Genomic DNA, 23,687 nt, shown 5'->3' on the forward strand with positions numbered 1-23,687 from the left:
TTTAATGATTTATTAAGGTCTTTTAATAAACTTCATAGACAATTCAGACTGTCTATGAAGTTATTATTTGACTATTATTTTGTCACTCCTGTACAAGGGTTTATTTTTAGGAAATTCCCATTTGGATACCCTTTATAAATAGGAATAGTAGCGTTTGCTAAGAAGATTTCTGTATAAGCAACATCCTGGTGACAACCTGTTGGTGGTCTGTTACTAGGAGGTAATGCACATTCAAGTGAAAACTCTACAAAGCCATCCAATGATTGTGATGCCATTTGTTTCGCTTCAGCCTGAGTGATCGTAATTTCATTATATCTGCTCAACGCAGGAGTACCAGGTTTATGATTACCTCTATCCTGATTACCTCCTGTATTACTTAAATGTATATTTCCAACAAAACCAGGGTATGGATTGATCCCTCCTATTACAATATCATTTCCTTTTAAGTTGAAAGTAGCATCATTACAAACGTGACCTTGGTCTACATCATCTCTGTACTGAATAACCACTCTCATACCACTTAAACATGCAATAGTGGATTGACCTTTTAATTTAAGCGGAGCTAATTTGTACACCGTACTACAACCATTAGTATTGGTTACTGTAAGTATTGGATTGAAAGTTTTTTCTTGTCCTGCAACCAGTTTGTACACGTGGATCTTTTTGTTAGCAGGCGCCTCATTATGCTGTATTGGAGTACCATCATCAAAATTCCAGGTAAATGTAAGACCTGTAAAGTCCCCGGCAACATTAAATTCAACTGTAGCATCCGGATTGTTGGCATTCTCGTCCATCGTAGGAGCATCATAGCTCACGGTACCTGTAGTAACAGATACATTCGGTTGTGCATATACGACCATCTGTGCTTCTACCGGATCATCATCCACAGTAAATGTAATGGTTTGTCCAAAGTAAATTGCATTCACCAACCCTGGATCGAAGAAGCTCTGACCTCCGGATTGTGTAACCGCAGGAACCTGAGTACCATTTACAAATGCTTTTACCTGTCCGTCTGTCGGAACAATTGTCATAGCAATCGGAGCATCTTTCTGACATAGCTTGCTGCTCGGTAATGACAGGAATGCAGGATCTTTTTTAGAACAACATAAGTAAGGTAACGAAAAGTCTGCAAGCACCTGATTATCAGCCTCAGAATAATAAACCAAAGCAATAGTTCCGCCCGGTTCTACTCCGCCCTTGTGCTCCAGTCCTGATTTTCGCTCCAGAAACTCACTTAAAAGCTCACTTACAACATCATCTTTTTTAGGATCTTGTTTTACAACGGTAATTCCTTCAGGTGATCCTTCTTTTGAGAATTCGGCCTGGTTCAGCAGTCTTAACTGTTCATCCAGTTTAGAGATATTCAGTAAAGTATTTTGTGAATTGAATGTTCTGTTGCTAACATCACTGGAAATGGACACCAGCTGCTTTCTGAGCTCGTCTATCGATACTGTTTTTTCTCTGACTGGCGGCTCGCCGCCAGGTTTTTCGCCTTTATCCAGAACCAATGCAATGACATCAAAAGCTAATCCGTATTGTGTTTTAAGGTCATTGATGTTTTGCAATGCTGTTTTATAAGGCATTCCTAGGTGACCTTCAATTCTATAGAAATCATTATTGTCAATGTTATAATTCAGCGGATTCTGAATAAAATCTTCTCCTGCCAGATTGGTTGTATGATAACTTAGATTGTAAGCGGCTCTATCGGTTTTTGCTTTTTCAAAGTTCCACTGAGCCAATAAAGGCTGATCCACATTATAGTAATATGGTATTGCCTTATTACCCAGCCTTACATTAAGATTGGAAGGTGTAATTTTAATGCGTCCGATATAGGTTTGAAATCCATTGATTTTCTGCACAAAACGGTTGGCAAGCATTACAACTCTTTCATAATTCTCATCATCATTTGTTGTTACAGGGGAATTGTAAAATCCATGACGTAAAGGGGTGTACTGCCCTAATTCTTGTTTTGCTCCCACAGGACCTAACATCAGGTGTTTTGGGAATGAAGTAATATCCGGGCAACACTCAGCGTTCAGATGCAGGATCAGATCTTTTATTTCATTGTAGGTATCAATCAAATCCTTCAGTAAATCATATCGGTATTGATAATCCTCCAAACCTGTTGTCGTCATAGACAATAAGGAATTCAATTTATCGATAAGCGTTTGCCCTCCCAGGTTGACACTCACGTTAAAAGTATCTGCAATAGAGTCAAAGCCCTGGCTTAAATCTGCAACAGCAGTGATTGATTCTTTGAATTTTGTTTTTAATTGTAAAGCTGTTTTAACTTCGATATCCAAAATAACTCTTTTAGCCTGTATGTTCGGTAAACTGTCAAAAAGCTTTTCATAAGTATTGTGTTGTTTATAGATAGCATCTTTTGCATCACCTTTCGAAATAAGCTCTGAAACAGATGCTGAATCTGCCAGAAGTACTTTAAGATTAGAAACCTGCTCAGCCCCGTTATTGTCACAATCTGCATCCTGACATGGATTTTCATCATTAGAATAACTTTCTAAATACAGAATTACAATTTTATCATTTAACGAACTACGAATATCTATTACCTGTTTAAAATCCCCGGCGTTAGCTCCTTCGTTCACTAACTTTGTATACTCTTGTGTTGTAAACAATTCTAAAAGAGGGATTTGCTGCCCTCCGATACGAAAATGCTCATATCCTACGACATCAATATAATTTCTATAGTATCTATAATTTTTAGCCTGGAAATCAATGGTAATCTCTGAGTTTTTGCTTCCTGCCTTACGCAGTGTTATTAAGTCTCCATCCGTAGTCACCCCAGCTCCTTGTGTAATAGCAATCGTATCAAAAGGAATCTCCTCAAGATCTCTATCTCCGGGTCTGGATGTTTTTTCTGCTAAAGAAGGTGAGATTTCAAGCTCTACATATTCCGATTGAAAACCACACACTATCCCCACGCCGCTCAGACGGGTTCTTGATAGTCTGTCCTGATCTTCAAAATAATCTATAAATTCGTTTAATTGCCCTTCAGTTAACGCCTGATTGTCGTTGAACTTTCTATATTGGGTTGTTACATTGTCTAATTTGGTATTCATTATTTTTCAATTTTTTTTGATAAGTTCGATTGTCCTAATATGATTTTTCCATCCAGAATGTCACTATCACTGGCGTCGCAGTCCAACAGTCTTCCCGGTCTATAGATATTATTCAAATGGCTAAGAGCAGTCAATAAATCTGTAATGCTGTTTCCGAGATTCGCAATATTGTTTCTTGACTTATCTGAAAGGTATTTTTTAAAGGCTACTTCAAATTCAGCCAAATCATTCTGAGCAGTTTGTTTTTCACTCAAACGATCTCCCACCCAGCAAATTTTTGCTAAAACATGAGCCGGAATTTCCTGTCTGATCACTGTTTCTGCATAACGTCTGAAATCAGGATCCTGAAAACGATAGGCAAAGCCAGGAAGAACAACACTCACCCTGTAAGAATAAGGGTCAAAAACGTCTGTTTCGCAGTCTTCTTCGCAAGAAGACATAAAGGCTTCCGAATATTCTATCGGATCTGTTGCAGGATTTTCTTCTTCCAGGTCATACATGATTCTGAAAGTACCTCCGACAGACATGCAGCCAATACCGCCCATGAGCTTATAATCTTTAGTGGTTGGCTTTAATAATAAATGCTCAACAAGGAAAATACCCTCTTCTGTAAATTCATATTTGAAATAATTAATCGTCTCTTCAATTCCTTTTTTCAGGTCTTTCAATTCTGAATAAGGATTGGTCTTTTTGTGAACAGCAATAACATTTTGTTGACCACTGTCATCCAGAATTTCAAAATAATAGTTCCCTCCCAATGAAACACGGATTTTTATATTTCCAATTAAACAGTAATCCTTTTCACAGTTTTTCAGTTTTTCTAATGTATCTGCAGGATTCTTCTCATCCAGTGTAGCTAATGCATTTTCAAGATCTTCCTGATCGATCTGAATGGTCTGATAAATGGCTTCATTCAGGTTTTTGATTGCAATATGCTCAGTCGTATAACTATTTACAGATGATAAGATAATATTGTTACCAGCATCTTTTATTTTCCATGTATACGTTTTTTTACCGGCATTATCTATTGTTTCAATAATGGAAACCGGCGACTGCGATAAGTTTCTATGGGTATAATCTTTAATTCCCAACAAACGGGCGATTCTTTTCTGAACACCGGAAATATTACTGGTATTCCAAAGATCTGAATCTCCGATTAAGGTGTAATTATAACCTAACCCTCTGTCTTTACTTAATGATGAATATTCTTTTAAGAAATTTTCTTTATTACCTAAGACAATTTCATCGGTAGATTTCCCATACAGGGATTTCATTAAGAAAGTATAGTCACTGAATGTTTCGGCAAAACGGGAGATCAAATGATCCAAAACTTCATTTTTACGTTCCACACTGTTATCCAACTCTTTATACAATGAATCTGTAAGCTGATCATCATTTTCGGTATCGTATTCAGAAACCAGTTCATCAAACCCTTTAATATTCTTAAGAGCCTGTGTAAAAAAGGTTCTTTTTAGCTTACCATTGATGCTTAGTACTTCTTTTACTTTTTCAAGATGTTTGAAATAGCCGGCAAGGATCTGATCAAAAAATAACAAATACCCTTTCATCTGTTTGGCCAAAGCTTCTCTCTCCGGGGATTGATTCCCTATAATTCCTGATTCTCCTACTCCATAGGTATCCGGAAATTCATTCAGAATAGTAGCATAGTTTGCAATATCATATGAAGTTCCTTGCGGCAAAGCCAATTCTTTATTTTGTCTTGCATCCTCTCTGAGCACTTCTTCTTCCCTTTTAAGAGTTTCTAAGTATTCCTGAACTTTTTTGTCGTTGATATTTAACGGAAGAGATCCTTTACTGTAGCTGAATGAGCTCAGTTCACACAGTTCCGGTTTTCTGCCTTTTTCAATACAGATCAGCCAGTCGTTATTTTGTTTGATCACACTGTCACAACCTGCAATAGAAACGTCATGAATTTCTTTAACCCCTTCAATCTTCATGATTTCACTGATGATATCGGAAAGACGAACTTCTGTTCTTAACTGGCTGTTTCTAAGCTCTTCAGTATCGATAAAACCGTTATCCAAAAGAGGTCCTTCAAAGATCTGATCTGTAGTCAGGCCTTTGTCCAGCATTTGCTTCAATGAATAAAAATGAACCTCAGGAGAAAGATAATTATTGATCGTTCTGATTACTTTAGCATGCACCAGTTCCTCATCTGCTTTGTTGACAAGTCCGATACGGGCACATACTGCAACTTTCTGGATTTCAACTTCTTTAATCTCCGCCAGATCTTCGCAAAGTCCTCTGTTGGCATGGTAACTGTCTAAAATTTTGATATTGACATTAGATTTTTCACATCCGATACCATCCGTATCAATCTCTTCAGCATAGTCTACATACAGGTCATACAGTCCTTTTACGTCAAAGCTTTGTGTTTTTTCTCCAATGGGTTTAAAGTCTAAATCTCCTGTTTTGCAATCAACGTATAATTTTTCATTTTTAGGGACTAACCAACAGTTACGGATCGGTCTTGTAAGACTTCCTGCCATGTTAATATCTATAAACAACTTTCTGTAGTCCAGTTCGTTTAAAGGTCTTGAAGGCAAAATCTCTGCAGCCTTTAAAAACTGGGTATGAATGTCTTTTTTTACATCATCAGATGCTAAGATATCTTCCATGTTCAGGTTCATCCTCATCCCAAGATCCGTTATGGCATAGCTTAAAACTTCCAACGTGGTGATACCGGGGTCATGAGAGTTATAATCGGTCCATAGTTTTCCTCCTAACTTCTCTATGTATTCAACCCCGGTTTTGCGTAGAAAATGAAAATCTGTCTGATCCCCGGTTTCTATATTTTTTGATATACTAATATGTTTATTTTCTGACATGATTATGTTTCTTCTTATTTATTATTAAATACATACCTGCTCTGTAATAGTGACATTGTGCTGTTTGGCAGATACCAGAATTGATTTTGGATCTACTTCGATTAAAGACTGCCTTTGCGGAACATTGTTCACCAATATTTTAATATCATCAATGTAGTCTACATAATACAGCTGCTCCAGATAGTTAACCAACTGATTAACATTCAACTCTACATTAAAATCAATATTTTCAGAGTCTGTAAAAGCCCAGGGCGATATGTATTTTTTAATATCTTCGTCCAGCTGTTTGGTGTAAAATGTTTCATCGTACTGCTCAAAGAACTTGACCTTTGTTTCTACTTTCGCTTCTTTGTAATTGGGATTGATCACCTGAGCTTTCACATGCATTGTATTTAATTCATTTACATAATTCTGAATCTTATTTAGCGAAGCTCGGCTTACTCTCGGCTGATAGACATCAAAAGCATTTTTATTTTTAATATTCGGAACCACCATCAGGGTTACATGGCCCGGAGCCATATAGGAAGTTTCGGAAGTATGATTTAAACATTTTACCTTAAAGACTTCCGGGAACTCCTGTAATACCAAATGTTCGTAATCCCATTGGGTAATAGCTCTGTGCTTATGTCTCAATCGTTCACTTACCCGTCTGTAAAACTCAGTATCGGTTTCTTTGTATTTACCGTCAAACGAGTTATAAGGCTGGCTAACCGATTTTACCTGAGGAACTCTTGTGATAAGTTTAGCAATAGTTTTTGCTTCCAGTCCGTTATTAAGGTGAGACAGGTCATTGTCCTGATTCTGGAATGTCGCTAAAACAGCCTGCGTATAGATTCCCTGAATTTTACATACTGCATCATAACTTCTTTGTGATTTGGCTCTGATCCAGACTAATCCGTCGGTAAATCTTGTGTGGCTTTTATCAACGTCCTTAGGCACTTTAAACTTGACAATCCCTGATTCCAGGAACTTTCTGGTCTCGTTCTGCAGCATATAATTCGACAGACTCATCCATGTATTGTTTAAAAGGATATGCCATTCTATATATTCTTTTTCCAGGAAGGTCTCTACCAAAGGATTTTCACTTCCTTCCAGCATTTGAATCAATAGAGAAACTGTCGTCTGAGGCATTGCTTCCAAGCCGATGTATAATTCGCCTCCATTTTGATGTACAGGTACAATGCTGTTGGTTTCGACTTCTTTTTCATACTGTCCGAATACATCCTCATGATACAGCTGTACTTCTTTATTTTTTGAAGCTTCTCCGGCAGATTTTCTTTCTAAGTACGAATATGCATTTTCTTTTGCGCTGTAATTCAACTCTATATCTTCAGCAAAAGGAATATACGGTTCGTTGGGAATAAGTTTTTTTAAACTCGGATTACTTGATAATGCCAATGTATACAGTTTAGGATATACATCCTGTAATGATGACTGATTAAGTGTCAACCTGATCGTCTCACTTGTCCCGGCCTCATTGCTTGTATTATTTACAGAAAATTGGACTTTATAAGCGTCTCTTACTTTACTGAATACATCAATATCATTGGCTTTTTCATACCAGATTTCCTTATCCAGCAAGGCGACATCTGCTTTAAAGTAACCATCAGAACCTACAATTGAGGAGTTTTTTAAAGATTCAAAATCGTTTAAACTGATGTTTTGATTAGGCTGAATGACGTATCCGCTGTATAAATCTTTTATAGAATCCGGAGCATTTTTCCAGTTGATCGTAATGTCCGCGTTCTGCCATTTTTTGGAAAACATTTCAGGACATTTGATATAAAAATTAGATCCTTTAACAGGTTGTGCGGTAAAAGGATAATAAGGCTTTTCTGAATTTAATGTTCCGTTGTCATTTTCTATCTGAATTGATTTTACTCCTTTTACATCAACTGCTATTTCAATATTTTTTATTAATTTTTCTGAAAGAGCTTCGTACATATCGTAATATTTTTCTCCTTCAATCATCAATCTTATAACAGGAAAGCTGGTTTGAAATGTTTCTGCCAGCACTTCTTTATTATATTTTACAACTGCCGGGAAATCTTTAGATAATGTAAAAGAAAGTTCTAATCTTGCTTCTTCGTTTTTAATACATTTTAAAACAACACCTGATAACCATTCTTTTTCCCCGCTGCAAAGCACTTTGATATTATTTTCAATATCTGTTTTTGAAAGATTTTGTAATTTCTGGGTTGAATTTTTATTAAAATCGATCTTAAGAGTGACCGTACGTTCCCCTTCTTTTAAATCTAATAATGAAGAGGCTATTGAAAAACCCAGTTTAGCTTTTGGAAGTTCTTTATAAATAGATTTATTTGAAACGGTTTCATCAGAATTATATCCAAACGGCCACCAGTAGTTGCTGTCTTCCGGTAATTTATCTCCCATACCATCAGCAGAGTTCGCTACCGGAGCCATTTTCAGTTCTCTTTTTTCAACATCATTTAAGAAACTTTTAATCTCTACTACTTTTGCCTGATTGGCAATAAGTTCATCACCTGTAGTGTAGATTCGTTTTTTTCCATCAGCGTCTTTACCTCCATCCAGCAATGTACCGGCTGGAATTTTTTCCTGAATCGCTTTTTTGGCGAGTTCAAAAATCACATAGACCTTGTCTGATTTGGCGTCGTTTTTCTCAATTTGAAGAATTTCGTTATAATAGAAATCCAGGTGCCTTTTAGTCAGATTATTGAAGGCATTTTTTGAGAAATCTAATAATTTTAAAAAGCAGACAAATAATGTCAGGTGAGGGGTCAGGCTGCTATCCTGTTCAAACTGGGACATAAGATCTGTAACCTGTTTTTTCATACTTTTATACTCAACGCTCTCTCTGCGTGGGATCGCATTGGCATCATCACCCAGGAAGAAGTTTCCCCAGTTTCCTTTTGGTGTTGTATTATTACCTTTGTCAAAATAGTTTACACGTTGAGCAAAATTGTTGGCGAATAATAGCCAGTCAAACAAATCGAAATCGTGTAACTCAAGATTCCCAGGATCTAATTCTGCTAAAAAGCGCTGCATTTGTGATTTTCCTTCACGATAATGTGAAAATGTATCTGTTTTTTTCATTTGTTTATATTTATCTTTCTATGGTCAGATGCAATACTTATTGTAGTGTTTGGTAGTATTCAAAATGGCTACAGACATCCCGTAATTCATTATATTTCGGTAGCTTCTCCTTTGTAAAAAGGGAAAACCATATTGCTTCTTGTATTAGTATTTCTTACTTCGTAGTCAACCTGTATCAAAACTTCTCCCTGAAGCTCTTCCTGAGCATCTATTTCAATACTTAGAATGTTTATTCTGGGTTCATGATATAAAATAGCACGCTCAACGATTCCTTTCATTTGGGTAATCAGCGTTAAGTCCAGCGGTTTAAAGAGCATTTCCTGCAAGTCACACCCGTAGTTTGGGAACATTACACGTTCACCTGGGCGTGTTGACAATAAAATCTTAAGGCTGTTATTGATGTCTTCTACATCTGTGGTCATGGCCAGTTTTCCTTCAGTTTCGTTAAACTCAGGCGGAAAACTCCAGCCTGTTCCTAAAAAATCTGTATTTATTTTCATACGTTATTTGTTATATTTAATGTTCACATCTTACATCTGTAGCATAGAGTTTTTTGGTTATTCTAACCGTTTTGTTATTGATGTTTTACATTTTTATTTTAGTTCAGATGTTATTTCTAAGAGAGCTTATGATTGTATTAAAAGCTGCCTTCCATATTATCCGCCTATTAAAACAGTAGCATCACCCGCGGTTATTACCCCTCCATGAGCGGTAGAATCTCCCATTCTTGCGGCAGGTTTCCCGCCTATTAAAACACTTGAAGATCCTGAAGCAATGGTGTCCGGTGGCCCGGTACATAATGCTTTGTCTCCTTGTCTTGCTGCGGGCATTCCGCCGATAAGTACTGTGGGTTCTCCTGCCGGAATTATAGGACCTCCTACATGGGGAACAGTTCCCGTTACCATAGGGCAGGTATGCATATCTGTAATTCTTGCTGCCGGTTTCATGATTATTAATTAATTTTAACTTGAGATCCTTTTACTACTGTTACTGCTCCTGATTTAAGCTCTGAACCGGAACTTCCTTCTGCTTTGAATTGAGCACTTGCTTTTACATTGATATTGGTTCCTTCCATATTAATGTCGCCTTTTGCTTTGATCTTAATGTCTTTTCCGCTTTCCATACTGATACCGTCTTTATTAAGGGTAAGAGTATTAGAATGCTCATCTTTTATTGTAATGACATCGGCATCTTCATCTACAATCACTTTTTTACCTTTTGGGGTTTCCAGTGTGTACGAAATTTTGTCGTCATTAAAGATCATTTTCATTTCGCTTCGGGTAACAAATCCTTTTTCATGGTTATCATCAGAGGCTACAATGGGAGCTGGTTTTGCACTGCTGTTTAGCATTCCGAGTACCACGGCATCATTGGGATCATCATTAATAAATCCGATGATGACTTCGTCTCCGATTTCCGGTCTGAAGAATGATCCTCTGTTTTCTCCGGCATCAAGAGTAGCAATACGTGCCCAAATTCCTTCTTCTTCGTTATTGATGATGGGGATCTGCACTAAAATTCTGTCTTCTCCGTCCGGATCTGATTCCAATTGAGACACTACTCCTACATGTAATCCGCTTATGGCAGGGATAATTCCTGAACCCGGCATTTCACTTACATCATAGGTTTCTGAAAACCATGTTGGAGAAAGTCCGAATTGAGCATCCACCAGCCAATTTCCTTCAGCAATTTCATGGCGGACACCGGTTACGTATATTTTCCCGTTGAAACGGTTCCCTACTCCCTGCAGTGTTAATGAAGCTCCTGGTATCACAGATGGGATTCCCTGGAGTTTTACTCTTCCTCTTGTTTTGGCTAATTGCTGGAAAGTTGCTTTGGCATCACCCCATTCCTGCAGTTCTCCCTGAGTAAGATTTCCACCATGCTTAAGCTGCAGGTCTTCAATTCCGAAAACATCTGCCAAATCACCTGATGAAAGATTTCCGTTGAGATTAATCGCCGGATCCTGAGCTTCAACTTCTGTAAGTTCCTGATCAGTATAGCTCCATGTTTTGGCTGTAATTTTACTGAATTGGTCTCTGGCATCAATTTCTCCATCAAATTCATGTATGGATGATCCGTAAACCACCGTTTCTACGGCTTCAGCACTAAAATCAGGCTTAGCAATTTTGATGGTTCCATCTTCAACGAAACAAAGTTTACCGTTTGCCTGCGCTCTGGTAAGCATGAAATCCCAATCGGAAGCCTGGTACTGAACCAATTCCTTATGTGAATTTGAAGTAGCTTCAACATCGGCAGTAAGCCCGTTATTACTAATGAGTTCTTCCATGACATCACTGTCTGTGCTTTCGTAGAAGTACTTGCTTTTTCTTCCTAAGGTCATTTTTACGGCCTTATCTCTGCATTCTACAATCAGGTAAGAAGAACCGTTTCTGATTTTTATGTTGTGTTTTACAACAACTCCTTTAAAAATGGTTTCTTCTTCAGAATGGTATCCAGCGGTAATCTCAATTTCTTTTCCGGGAATCAACAGCTCTTCATTACTGAGCTTGAAATCCTGCTCCGGTACACTTCCGTCTAAAATAACAATGCGGGCATAAGGAATTCTGTTGACTTCTTTTTCCACGACAATGCTTTTCACCCCGTACTTCCCCGGCAGTTCTGTGCCTCCAGACATGACCTTATGGGTGACTAAATCTGGATTTTTTGCTGTTTGTATGTATCCGCTATTATTCATATCATGAAACTTTTTCTAATGGCGGAAAGAATAATTCCTGCCCTGGTTTTAGCTGTCTGAAATTGACAAGATTGTTTACTTTAGCGACCTCCAGATAATATTTGGAATCTCCGTAAATTCTTTCAGTCATTAATGGCAGTGTATCGCCAGCTTGTACTGTTCTTTTGTGGGTAAGATCCGGAGATTGTTTATCTTCAATTTTACCGGCAAGTTTAGGACTTGTTGATTCACTGAATGTTGCCTTTCCTATAGCTCTCAGAGGCTGGCCTTCGTTATCAAATAATTTATATTCTATCGTTAATTCAGAAAGCACTCCTTTAAATTCAAAACTTCCCCAATTAAGGATAACATTATAAGGTTTATGGATAGAACCTTCCAGCTCGCTTGTTGCCTTATAAAAATCTTCAATCTGTTTTGTTACAGCTGTTTTTGCAAACGATTTCCCTTTAATTTTATTGATCAGTTTAAGCCCTGAATTCGCTTCTGTAACTCCTGTCCCATCAAATAGAAATTCTAATTGTAAATCAGGTGATGCTGATGAGGTGTATCCTAAATTAGGTTTAGAATTACCATCTGCCTGATCTTTATTATATTTCGTTTTATAGGTCATAGAAAAACCTGTCGGATTGATAAAAGCTTTAAAAGCACCGCTCTGAACTCTTTTTTCATAATCAGAGTTTTCGTATGTTCCGATTGTCAGTTTTTGAATTGCTCCTCTCATTATCTTTCTTTTTTACGGTTTTCTATCTTTGCTGCCTGTTCTACACTTTCGCTGATTGCGAGCATGAGCTGTGCTTCATCTACCGATGTGCCAGTCGTCGTTGCTTCTGCTTTTTCGTCCACATTTATTTTAATGTGAAGCTCTTTTATTTCTATTGGCATTTTGTTTGTTTTTTAATCGATCATTAATATTCAAAACACTAATAACCAATGATTTAACATGTTTATTTTTAAAAATCTAAGCACATGAAGGGTGTGTTCAGTCTCTGTTATAGACCAATCTGTTGTTTTTTATGAAAAAAGATTTGGGTAAATATTATCTTTAAACTAACACACGTTCGGGTGCTTAGATTTGATTTAGAAATTACAAGCCTAAGCTTGCTAACGATGAGGGTATTGTGAAATATCTATATTTCAGTTCTATTGTTTCAATAGCAAGTTTGCTTTCTTCTGCGTTGAATTCTGATACTTCCCATCTTACAGGATATGCTCCAACTACATTCCAAACCATTAGGGGTGCTGTAGACTGAATCCCGCCTGAAAGAGTAATGATCAGGTCTCTGGGTTCAAACTGGAAGTTTTCCATCGCATTTCTACACCAGCTTATCAATCCGGAACTTACGATTAACCCACGCTTAAGAACCAGATTAGGATATTTGGGTCTCAAAGGAAGCTGGTGCGTAAACCTGTTTTCGCCTCCTTCGGCATATTCTTCAGTTCCAATTTCTGTTGATAAACCAGATATAGATTGAAATCTGGAGTCAATACCCTCTGTTGTTGAAATCCCATTAACAATAAAAGAGAAACTGGTTGGAGGATATAAAACTGCCATGATTAGTTATTTTCAATAGTTAATCCTTCGTGTGCAATTTCCAGCGTTTCAATAGCAACCTCGTTACCTTCAGCTTTCAGATCTGTTGATTGTAACTTAAGTGGGAATGCATTTTTCACTTTCCATGTAACTGCAGGCGCTCCTGTCTCATCTAAAAGAGAAATCGTAATAGATCTGCGCTCTACGGTGCTTAGCTGAATACTTTGGAACCAGTCGAAATATTCGTTATCAGTTTTGAAAGTTCCTCTCTTTAAAGTGATATTACTGAAACTTTTCATTCCAGGCATTTTAATCTTACTGAAATCAGGACTTGCGCCATGTCTGTATTCAATTAAAGCTGCTTCAACATTTAAACCGCTGACTTCCTGAAAACCTACTTTTGTTCCGCCCCAATCTACTTCAAAGGCAAACTTTACTAATGGATATGTACTCATAATGTATTTATTTTTATTTGTTATTTAATTTAGCTTATGCTTCCTGTAATTTGTGTGAAAAACGTAACACAATAAATTCAGCCGGACGTACTGCTGCCATTCCGATTTCAATGATCATTCTTCCTTCTAAAATATCCTGCGCAGACATTGTTTTGTGTAAACCAACGCTTACGTAAAAAGCTTCTTCCGGCTTGCTTCCTGCCAATGCACCGTCTCTCCACTGCTGGTCAAGGAAATTTTCGATCATAGCCTGTACACGAACCCATGTATTGGCCGTATTCGGTTCAAAAACGAAACGTTCTGTAGCTTTCTTCACAGACTCTTCTACCATGTTGAAGAAACGACGTACAGGTACATACCTCCATTCGTTACTGTTACCGTCTAATGTTCTTGCTCCCCAAACCATCGTTCCTTTTCCTGTAAAAGTTCTGATCGCGTTGATTGATTTTCCTGCTACCGCATCTACGTTAAGACCGTCCTGCGTTTCATTAGAAATTTTTACAACAGGTGCCAGTACATTGCTGATTGCTAAGTTGGCTGGTGCTTTCCATACTCCGGAAGTACTGTCTACTTTAGCATAAATTCCGGCAATTGATGAAGATGGAGTCAATACCAATCTTTTAGATTCAATTTCTTTTTTAGCCTGGTTATACAATGCTGAACTTCTTGATTTCAACCATGCTAAGGTATTTCCATTTTGAGGCATTGTAACGTCCACAAGAACTCCAGCAGCATTTACTTCTTTATAGCTATCGATTTTAACGTCTTTATCATCAAAGCTATAGCTTAAAACAGTCTCCAATTTTGGATAATAGGCAGCTCCATATTTTAATCCTGCAGCATCTACTCCAGCTCTAAAAGCAGCAGCATCTTCAAAAACATCCATAATAACGAACCTGTCTTTCAAGTCTTCTGCCTGATCTAAAGCTTTATTGTATAATTTATAAGCATCTGCTCCTAAAACTTCAGCATCCGGGAAAACAATAAGCGTTGGCTCATCTTCTTTTTCCAGTGATTTCAATCCGAACCACAGACCTCCAGCAACTGTTTCCGTTCCTAATGCAGGAGTTTTTTCATAGTCAGCTACTGAAACAATATAACATGGTCCACCACCATTAGCAAAATACATTTGCATAGCATAATGCATTTTGTAAGGGCTTACCTTGGTATTATCTATATTTGCAGTAACAACTGTATCTTCAATCTTAATAGAGATTGCTGTTTTTTCATTTTTTGCTCCTCCAAAAATCGTTTCGTATTCCAACATAGAAGAAATTCTTGTCGGTTCATTTCTTGGTCCTTTATCCGTATGTCCGATAAAAGCCGGGATAGCTGTTTCTACTTGTGCTACAGATGGTGGGAATTTCGCAATTTCTTCTACGTAAACTCCAGGTGTTTTGTAATTCATTTGTTAAAAATTTAAAGTTAATATTAGTTGTTTTCAATAGTTAATCCTTCGTGTGCAATTTCCAGCGTTTCAATAGCAACCTCGTTACCTTCAGCTTTCAGATCTGTTGACTGTAACTTAAGCGGGAATGCATTTTTCACTTTCCATGTAACTGCAGGCGCTCCTGTCTCATCTAAAAGGGAGATCGTAATAGATCTGCGCTCTACGGTGCTTAGCTGAATACTTTGGAACCAGTCGAAATATTCATTATCGGTTTTGAAAGTTCCTCTCTTTAAAGTGATGTTACTGAAACTTTTCATTCCAGGCATTTTAATCTTACTGAAATCAGGACTTGCGCCATGTCTGTATTCAATTAAAGCTGCTTCAACATTTAAACCGCTGACTTCCTGAAAACCTACTTTTGTTCCACCCCAATCTACTTCAAAGGCAAACTTTACTAATGGATATGTACTCATAATTTATTTTTAATTTTGATTGTTATTTAATTGATTTTATGCTTCCTGTAATTTGTGTGAAAAACGTAACACAATAAATTCAGCCGGACGTACTGCTGCCATTCCGATTTCAATGTTCATTCTTCCTTCCAGAATATCCTGAGCAGACATTGTTTTGTGTAAACCAACGCTTACGTAAAAAGCTTCTTCCGGCTTGCTTCCTGCTAATGCACCGTCTCTCCACTGCTGGTCAAGGAAATTTTCGATCATAGCCTGTACACGAGCCCATGTATTGGCAGTATTCGGTTCAAAGACGAAACGTTCTGTAGCTTTCTTCACAGATTCTTCTACCATGTTGAAGAAACGACGCACAGAAATGTATCTCCATTCGTTGCTGTTTCCATCCAGCGTTCTTGCCCCCCAAACCAAGTTTCCTTTTCCTGTAAAAGTTCTGATCGCGTTAATTGATTTTCCTGATTCAGCATCTACATTAAGCAGATCTTGTTCTTTATTGGAGATTTTTACTGCTGGTGCTTCTACTAAACTAAGCCCTAAATTGGCAGGCGATTTCCATACTCCGGAAGTACTGTCTACTTTTGCATAAACTCCGGCCATTGCTGATGACGGTGCCAATACTACTGATGTAGACTCGATTGCTTTTTTAGCCTGGTTATACATTTCAGAATTAACAGTCTTCAAATCCGCTAAAGTTGTGATACCAGATGCACCGGTAACTAAGATATCAGCATCTTTGAAATCATAGCTTAGAACAGTCTTCAATTTTGGATAATAAGCTGCTCCGTATTTCAGACCTGTAGAAGATACTTTATCTCTAAAATCAGCAGCATCTTCAAGAACATCCATAATGACGAATCTGTCTTTTAACAATTCTGCCTGATCTAAAGCCTTGCTGTACAAAGCATAGATTTTGCCAATCGCAACAGAATTACCTGCTCTGGCAGTAACAATGCTGCTGGCAGCAAGAGCATCAGTCTCCATAGCCGAAGCCGTAGTAAAATCTGTCTCAAAATCAGCCGCAACCTCATCAGCTGCTGCCTTAACAGTAGCAACAGTAGCATTATCTACAGCAGCAGCAATCTTAACCGCCACTACAACAGCCTGACCAGCCTTAGCTCCCACAATCTGTAAATCGTTAGGATTAGGAACATTAAATTCCGCCGCCTTAGCAACTGCAGCATCAACAGCCGCTTCTACATTAGCACCTGCAACAGCACCTGCAACAACACCTGCAATACCTTTAGCTGCGGAAGCAACATTTTTAGCATTTAAAGCTGTAGTAACAACAGCCTGAGCAGCAGCAACATCAGCATCAGAAGGCACTAAACTTTGAAGATCCGGAAAAACAATCAGTGTAGGTTCATCTTCTTTTTTTAATAATTCAAGACCTGATAAAAAAGCTTCTGCAGGTGTAGGAGCATCTACAGCCTCCGGACTTTTATAATCTCCTACAGAAACAATATAGCAAGGGCCACCACCATTGGCAAAATACATCTGCATGGCATAATACATTTTAAAGTCGCTTACCTTGGTTGGCATTGCTGTTGCAACACCATCTTTGAAAGCTACAGCGAAGATTTCAGAGTTTGCTTTTCCAAAAAGTTCTTCATACTCCAACATCGAAACAATTCTCGTTGGTTTATTTTTCGGTCCATCCGCTGTATATCCAATAAAAGCAGGGATAGCCGTTTCAACTTGCGCTACGGAAGGGGGAAATTTTCCTTGCTCCTCCACGTAAACTCCAGGGGTTTTGTAATTCATTTTTAAAAATTTTACGTTAATATTAATTATTCCTCGAAGTAAAACTTCGAATATTTATTCGTGATTGATTTATTGTTTTTATTTTTTAGAACTGTTGTAATTTGTGCGAGAAACTGAGTACAATAAACTCTGCCGGACGTACTAATGCTATTTTAAGGTCAACATTCATAATAGTAGTGCCTTCTACTCCCTTAACTGTTACTTCGTAGGCTTCTTTCGGAGTGCTGCCTGCTAATGCACCCTCCATCCATTGCTGGTTAAGAAAATTTTCCAGCATTGTTTTTGCCCGTAACCATGTATGAGGGATATTAGGCTCATTAATAAACTTATTGAGTGCTTCGTTGATCGCTTGTCTGATCATATTATAATAACGGCGTACATGTACATATTTCCATTCGTTATCTTTCCCTTCATTATTTTTATCTTTCCCTTCAAGTGTTCTTGCTCCCCAGATTAATGTACCTTTTCCTGTAAAAGTTCTGATTGCATTGATTGATTTTCCGAAATCATCTATGTTTAAAGTAGATTGTTCCTGATCTGAAATTTTTTCTGTCGGAGTAATGACATGGCTAATATTGATATTTGCCGGAGCTTTCCACACTCCTCTTGTGCTGTCTATTCTGCCGTATGCTCCTGCAATTGCTGATGATGGTGGTAAAACAACTTTTAACGACAGTATTTCTTTTTTCACCTGATTGTAAAGTGCCGAATTGGATAATTCTAAATTTTTAAGCGTTATCCCGTTTGCATCTCCTTTTTCGTCTTTTACCTCAAGAATTGCAGTTTTTAAGGCATCAAACTCTCCACTGAACACAGGTGCATCTTCGTCAAAACCATCAGGGATCACAAAATCATCTATTATTCCGTCATATATGGCTTCTAAAACAACTTTTGCTTCATCAATTGCTTCTGTTAAAGCATTTTTTTTATCACCTGCATCCGCTGCTTCATTCACTTCTTCTGCTATCGCAATAGCCTGATCTAATAAATCAGCAAGCACGTAAGCATCGGCAGATCCCGTTGAGATTTCGGCACTTGCCAACCTTTTCAATTCATCTAAAGCAGAGATCTCACCCGCATAAAAAAGAGCACTTCCTTGCCCTGTTTTTTGTAAACCGGCATGGGTGATAGGGGTTTGAGTTTCATCAAAAGTATAATTCAAAATGGTTTTTAAGTGAGGGAAGTAAGCCGCCGCATGATTAGTTGGGTTTATATTACTTCTAAAAGATTCAATCGTGGTAAGATTGTTTGATTTGATGATAGAATTTCCGTAATAGGTATCCAGGATAACAAACCTGTTCTTACTCTCATCCTTAGCTTTATCAATTGCCTGATTATAGATACTATAAAACTCAGATTCATTGGCTAACGAAATAGCATCAGGGAAAATAATAAGAATCGGTTCTTTAATATTTTTATGATCTATCTTACCCAATCCTGTTTCCAATGAGGATAATTGTACTTCTGCTGATGTATAATCCCCTACAGAAATGATATAACACGGTCCGCCGCCATTAGCAAAATACATTTGCAGCGAATAGTACATTAAAAACTGTACCTGAGGGGCTACAATAGTTGCTCCCTGGCCTTCTACATCTTTTAGCTGGATATTTTCTTTTTTTGCTTTTCCAAAATATTGTTCATATTCTAAAAGAGAATTGATTCTGAAGGGTTCATTATACCCGGCAGGGAGTAGGTCGGTATACCCAATAAACGCTGGCATAGCTGTTTCTATATAGGCAACTGAGTATGGAAGTTTTGTAATTTCTTCAACAGAAACACCTGGTGTTGCTGAATTTAACATGTTTAAAAATTTAAAGGGTTATTAGTTTTAGTTTTTGCTTTTATGATTAATCAATTTTAATACTTTGGATATTAACGTCATTAATTAATTTAACAGGGATTACATCCTTAGCCGCAATTTTTATCACACTTATTTTATATAAGGCAGATGGCATTATTTTTCCGCCTAATAGTCCCCAGACGTAACTTAGCTGTTCAAAGGGAATTGAATGCAGTTCAATTCTGAAACTGAAGTTGTTTTCGGGCTCAAGATCCACATACTCCAGAACATTTTTTGCCTGAAATACCTCAATCACTTTTGAAATACTTAGTAATGATTTGCTATAGGTACTTCTGTTGGCAGCAATCATTACATATAGGTTTAAGTAAGCTGGTGTACTTTCTTTATCGTATCGAATTGGATTGTTCTCAACAACAACCTGCTGATACCTTGACCTGTTTTTCAATGTTGATTCTTCCTCAATGTTGAGCAGACTGATTACTACTTTGTTATTAAGTCCCTCAGTATTGTCATCATGTTTTGCAATGTCATCAACAACAGCGATTTCAATTTCGTTAGGAACGTTAGGATCCCATAAACCATCCGGAGCATTTAGCTGATTTTTTAAAACTGTTAATACTTTATTAATCATAATTTCTGTTCTTAATTATTATGGTGCAAACATACAATCACCCCCCCTCAAAAGACAAATATTTTGAGGCCTCAATACAGTCTTTGCAGTAAATAGGATTTTAACACTTTAAAAAAAAAACGAAAAAACACACAATTAAAACACTGAAAATAAACATATTAAAATCAATATTGAAAAATTAAATCTAAGACCAGAGATTTTATTTGACTAATTATACTAAATTTTCAGCCTGGTGATTGAGGCTCATTCTGCTTTTAAAAAGCATCATTTTTCAACATAAGATTATCCATTAACTAAATGGTCATTTTTAGTGGTCCCGCATTTCTGAATTTTGATTACAAGAAGTATTAATTCTACAAAAAAACACATGCATTCCTGATTAGGAGTACCACATTTTTTACCCAACAAGTTCTAAAAATTGTAAACCCGCATCACCACGAAATGATTTTTGTGTTTTACTGCAAAGACAGAATAGAGCGGTCTTATAATTCGCAAAATGGCTTTTCTTCTTTCTAATTTTGACCCAATAATTTTAAAAACTTTAATCATATGAATATTAAAAATCTTTTCAGCAAGCGCAATGAAATCATTGAAGGCCACTTTAACGAACTACGCTCAAAACTGGGGGCAGCAAATCAAAATGAAGAAGCTATTTTCTCTTTAAGGGAAGAAATTTGTAATGCATGTCCTTTAAAAAACGGCAACAATTGCAACGCAATGAAATGGCTCAATCCAGAGACACTGGAAGTGGTAGATGGTCCAAAAGATGGGTTTATCAGAGGCTGTGGATGCAGATTGAGTGCTAAACAGAGATCAAGATTCAGTCTTTGTCCTGCAGGTTTTTGGGGTGGAGAGTTCAACCAAAAGTAAAACCATTTGACTACTCCCGATATTTTATAATGTAAACCTATTAATGTGAAGCAAAATCATATCATTCAGAAAGTTTTTCTTGAAATTACCGTCAACAATAAAGAAAAAGCATTGCATATAAAAGATGATATTAACAGCTTTTTGTCTATTGATGTTTTTCCGGAAATAGAAAAGCATATCAAAGCTTTAGAATATAAATTAGCTGGTCAGACCCTGCAGATTCCCCGTTTAGAATTAAATGTGGATGTAAAAAGCAGCGCATTAAATACAGAGTTAAAAGATCAGATAGTTGAACTTTTTAAAGAAGAACTGTCAGAAATTACCAGTCCCATTGAAACTTCCCATCAGGAAACAGAAAGGGACACTAAGGCATACCTGATAGACAATCAGGAAAAGATGCTCAGGGCTTTTATCTATTTTTTAGAAAAAGGAGCTATGCCCTGGTGGAATTCGGAGAGCAATAATATGGCTATCTTGGAATCAACGGCTTTTGACCGTCTTATTTCGTCCGATAGCTTTCAAAAGAACATTCTATCTGTTTTGTCAAAAGAAAATGTTAAAAATCGGATTATTAATCAGCTTTCCAATGAACAAATTGCACAATTATGTTTGGCAATTCTGAAAAATAAGGAATTGAAGATCAACCTGGGAACCGATACAATACATTATATATCAAAACTGAATCATACGGATAGAATTGCAATATGGCGTTTGATCTTCAATGTAATATCGGAGTATTTGAATACATCCAATACCCATCCACGGGAGTATCTTTTACAGGAAATTTCAACAATAGAACAGATTGGCTTATCACAAACAAAAAGCAATCATCAGAACAGGAAAGCAGTAGTTAAGATATTCCCTTTTATTACAGAAAATGAAATTTCTGAAAGCATCAAAACGAATGCTGCAGAGCTACCTGAGAATGTAACAGTTTTAATAGAAACTATTCAGGAAAAAGATACAGAAACTCAGGCAGAGGTAAACCAGAACGAGGGACAATACATTCAAAATGCAGGGCTTATTTTGATCCACCCATTCATCAAAACCCTGTTTGAACATTGTGAGCTCATTGATCCAAAAACCCAGCAACTCACTGATCCGGAATTGTGTGCCCATCTATTGCATTATATCGCTGCCGGAAAAACAAATGCTCCGGAATACGACATGATTTTTGAAAAATTTCTGTGTAATATTCCGATGCACCAAACAATTAACAGGCATATTAAACTTTCACGTAAGCATAAAACACAGGCCAACAATGTAATAGAAAGTGTACAGCACAACTGGGCTCCTATGAAAAAATCATCTGCTGCACTATTACAAAACGAGTTTTTCCAGCGACCGGGGAAATTAACCATTACCGACTCTGATTACACCCTTATCGTAGAACGAAAAACACAGGATATTCTTCTTGAAAAGCTTTCCTGGGGAATTGGTCTCGTAAAACTCCCCTGGCAGAAAAAATTCATATTTGTAAACTGGTAACAGGTTACATTTTCTAAATACTCTGAAACTTTCCAAATACTCTAAAGTTGCTGATTTTACATCAGCAATACCTCACTGCAACACTATTAATTCAAAATAAGATTATGAAATCTCCTATTAACCATGAAGACCCGTCATTAATAAAAACAAAAATTAATGAAAAAACGGAAACAATCAATCCCCTATTCCAAGCTAATACTGTAAATCATAACTCTTTAAATGAAGAAATGAAATGGCTGCAATTCCTTATTGAAAAGCGATGCAAAGAGTTGTTTCTGGAAGATGAGACAGAATTGAATGTTGGTTATGAAATACCTGAACCTCCAAAATCAGACGATAAATCTCCTTATTCGGTTACGGTAAACACCCATCAGCTTACCGTTGTGGACAGAATAATCTTAGCGCTGGGCATTGCTTCAGCTCATTATCCGTCCGTTCTGAAAACATTTGTACAGATAGAAGAAAGCAGTAATGCATTTGCTATTGAAGCAGGTGGTGAGTATGATAAAATCAGCCGCAGCTTTAAGCCAACTTTTCAAACCGCACTTTTTTTGCTGGCAGGTAAGGATTTATCACTGTGGTCGCAGTATGGTGCACAACTCATCAATGGCAGTGTGTTGTTAAAAAATGATATTATTTACAATCGTTCTTCAGCAGAATTTATTCATGGAAAGATTGAACTGGATACCGCTTATCTCAATTATTTTTTATCAGGTCAGAAACCACAGCTGGACCATGGTTCTTACTTTCCCGGCAGGCTTTACAAATCTGATCTCACCATGGAAGATATTATTTTGGAAGATAATGTACAAGATCAGATAAAACCCATTGGCCACTATATAAAAGCATTGGAAAACGGCTTTTTCAAAACCAATGAGCATAGCTTTAAACCAGGCTTTATTACTTTATTCTACGGTGCACCGGGAACGGGAAAAACGATGCTGGCCGGTATTCTTGCTACTACATTTGGTATTGATATGTATCATGTAGATCTCTCACAGGTAGTGAGCAAATACATTGGTGAAACTGAGAAAAATCTTGAAGTATTATTCAACAGGCTGCAGGGTAAAAACTGTATGCTGTTTTTTGATGAAGCCGACGCTTTGTTTGGGAAACGTTCTGATGTAAAAGATGCTCATGACCGCTACGCCAACCAGGAAGTTTCGTATTTGTTGCAGCGAATAGAAAAATTTGACGGATTAACAATTCTGGCTTCCAATTTTGAAAACAATATGGATGATGCTTTCAAACGCCGTATCGATGTTTCTATCAATGTAATACGACCGACAGAAATTACCAGAAAAGCCCTTTGGGAGCATTATTTGCCTAAAAATATAACTTTTGAAAGTGAAGACCTTTTAAAACATTTAACCAAAGAGTATACTTATACAGGTGCTAATATCCGAAACATTATGAAAAATGTTGCTATGGCATTACATGACCGTAATGAAACCATTATTACTTATTCTCTAATCAGTACTTATTTAATGATAGAAAACGAAAAAGCTTTCGGAAAAAATCAATCCCGTCTCAGCCCATTTGTACAAAACCCTTAGCACAGCATAATAAACACTCATCTAATAAC

General features: G+C 37.2%; 18 protein-coding genes. 3 read left to right on the top strand and 15 right to left on the bottom strand.

Translation table 11 applies throughout. The annotated features are described in order from the left end of the window. Positions 1 to 74 precede the first annotated feature (74 nt). The 15 genes from KYG33_RS07105 to KYG33_RS07175 form a co-directional block, all read right to left on the bottom strand. Complete coding sequence (locus KYG33_RS07105) at positions 75 to 3,080, bottom strand: PKD domain-containing protein (protein WP_219072932.1); 3,006 nt, start codon at positions 3,078 to 3,080, stop codon at positions 75 to 77. Next, positions 3,080 to 5,929 carry a hypothetical protein gene (locus KYG33_RS07110; protein ID WP_219072933.1) on the bottom strand — a complete coding sequence of 950 codons (2,850 nt, stop codon included), beginning with the start codon at positions 5,927 to 5,929 and terminating at the stop codon, positions 3,080 to 3,082. The genes KYG33_RS07105 and KYG33_RS07110 overlap by 1 nt, the downstream gene beginning before the upstream one ends. 24 nt (positions 5,930 to 5,953) lie before the next feature. Then, on the bottom strand, positions 5,954 to 9,004 hold the full coding sequence (locus KYG33_RS07115) for a baseplate J/gp47 family protein (protein WP_219072934.1): 3,051 nt from the start codon (positions 9,002 to 9,004) through the stop codon (positions 5,954 to 5,956). 89 nt (positions 9,005 to 9,093) lie between these two features. Beyond that, entirely contained in the window at positions 9,094 to 9,504 is a 411-nt protein-coding gene (locus KYG33_RS07120) for a GPW/gp25 family protein (RefSeq protein ID WP_077418678.1), read from the bottom strand. A gap of 156 nt (positions 9,505 to 9,660) precedes the next feature. Beyond that, positions 9,661 to 9,951 carry a PAAR domain-containing protein gene (locus tag KYG33_RS07125; protein WP_077418677.1) on the bottom strand — a complete coding sequence of 97 codons (291 nt, stop codon included), beginning with the start codon at positions 9,949 to 9,951 and terminating at the stop codon, positions 9,661 to 9,663. Between the two features lie 5 nt (positions 9,952 to 9,956). Next, positions 9,957 to 11,702 (bottom strand): type VI secretion system tip protein VgrG, encoded by a 1,746-nt coding sequence (gene vgrG / locus KYG33_RS07130; protein WP_180564105.1) that lies wholly within the window; start codon positions 11,700 to 11,702, stop codon positions 9,957 to 9,959. Between the two features lies 1 nt (position 11,703). Beyond that, positions 11,704 to 12,423 (bottom strand): CIS tube protein, encoded by a 720-nt coding sequence (locus KYG33_RS07135; RefSeq protein WP_077418675.1) that lies wholly within the window; start codon positions 12,421 to 12,423, stop codon positions 11,704 to 11,706. Next, positions 12,423 to 12,584, bottom strand: a complete 162-nt coding sequence (locus KYG33_RS07140) for a DUF5908 family protein (RefSeq protein WP_219072935.1) — start codon at positions 12,582 to 12,584, stop codon at positions 12,423 to 12,425. Before KYG33_RS07140 ends, KYG33_RS07135 begins: the two co-directional genes overlap by 1 nt. 202 nt (positions 12,585 to 12,786) lie before the next feature. Further along, positions 12,787 to 13,254, bottom strand: coding sequence for a phage tail protein (locus KYG33_RS07145; protein WP_047388278.1), 468 nt, complete (start codon positions 13,252 to 13,254; stop codon positions 12,787 to 12,789). Between the two features lie 2 nt (positions 13,255 to 13,256). After that, on the bottom strand, positions 13,257 to 13,688 hold the full coding sequence (locus tag KYG33_RS07150) for a phage tail protein (protein WP_047378138.1): 432 nt from the start codon (positions 13,686 to 13,688) through the stop codon (positions 13,257 to 13,259). Positions 13,689 to 13,722: 34 nt separating this feature from the next. Then, on the bottom strand, positions 13,723 to 15,096 hold the full coding sequence (locus KYG33_RS07155) for a phage tail sheath family protein (protein ID WP_077418674.1): 1,374 nt from the start codon (positions 15,094 to 15,096) through the stop codon (positions 13,723 to 13,725). 23 nt (positions 15,097 to 15,119) lie between these two features. Then, positions 15,120 to 15,551, bottom strand: coding sequence for a phage tail protein (locus KYG33_RS07160; protein WP_047378138.1), 432 nt, complete (start codon positions 15,549 to 15,551; stop codon positions 15,120 to 15,122). A 36-nt stretch (positions 15,552 to 15,587) separates the two neighbouring features. Next, a complete protein-coding gene (locus KYG33_RS07165) occupies positions 15,588 to 17,309 on the bottom strand; it encodes a phage tail sheath family protein (protein ID WP_077418672.1) in 1,722 nt (573 codons plus the stop codon). 85 nt (positions 17,310 to 17,394) lie between these two features. Beyond that, a complete protein-coding gene (locus KYG33_RS07170; RefSeq protein WP_219072936.1) occupies positions 17,395 to 19,113 on the bottom strand; it encodes a phage tail sheath family protein in 1,719 nt (572 codons plus the stop codon). Between the two features lie 46 nt (positions 19,114 to 19,159). Next, a complete protein-coding gene (locus tag KYG33_RS07175) occupies positions 19,160 to 19,744 on the bottom strand; it encodes a DUF4255 domain-containing protein (protein ID WP_077418670.1) in 585 nt (194 codons plus the stop codon). Positions 19,745 to 20,293: 549 nt separating this feature from the next. On the opposite strand from KYG33_RS07175, the gene KYG33_RS07180 reads away from it, so the two are divergent. From KYG33_RS07180 to KYG33_RS07190, 3 genes are all read left to right on the top strand, one after another. After that, a complete protein-coding gene (locus KYG33_RS07180) occupies positions 20,294 to 20,614 on the top strand; it encodes a hypothetical protein (protein WP_077418669.1) in 321 nt (106 codons plus the stop codon). Positions 20,615 to 20,659: 45 nt separating this feature from the next. Continuing rightward, positions 20,660 to 22,102, top strand: coding sequence for a contractile injection system tape measure protein (locus KYG33_RS07185; RefSeq protein WP_219072937.1), 1,443 nt, complete (start codon positions 20,660 to 20,662; stop codon positions 22,100 to 22,102). 104 nt (positions 22,103 to 22,206) lie between these two features. Continuing rightward, positions 22,207 to 23,658, top strand: coding sequence for an ATP-binding protein (locus KYG33_RS07190; protein WP_077418667.1), 1,452 nt, complete (start codon positions 22,207 to 22,209; stop codon positions 23,656 to 23,658). The last annotated feature ends 29 nt before the right edge of the window (positions 23,659 to 23,687 follow it).

This window comes from Chryseobacterium sp. D764 (assembly GCF_019317325.1).
Taxonomy (GTDB): domain Bacteria; phylum Bacteroidota; class Bacteroidia; order Flavobacteriales; family Weeksellaceae; genus Chryseobacterium.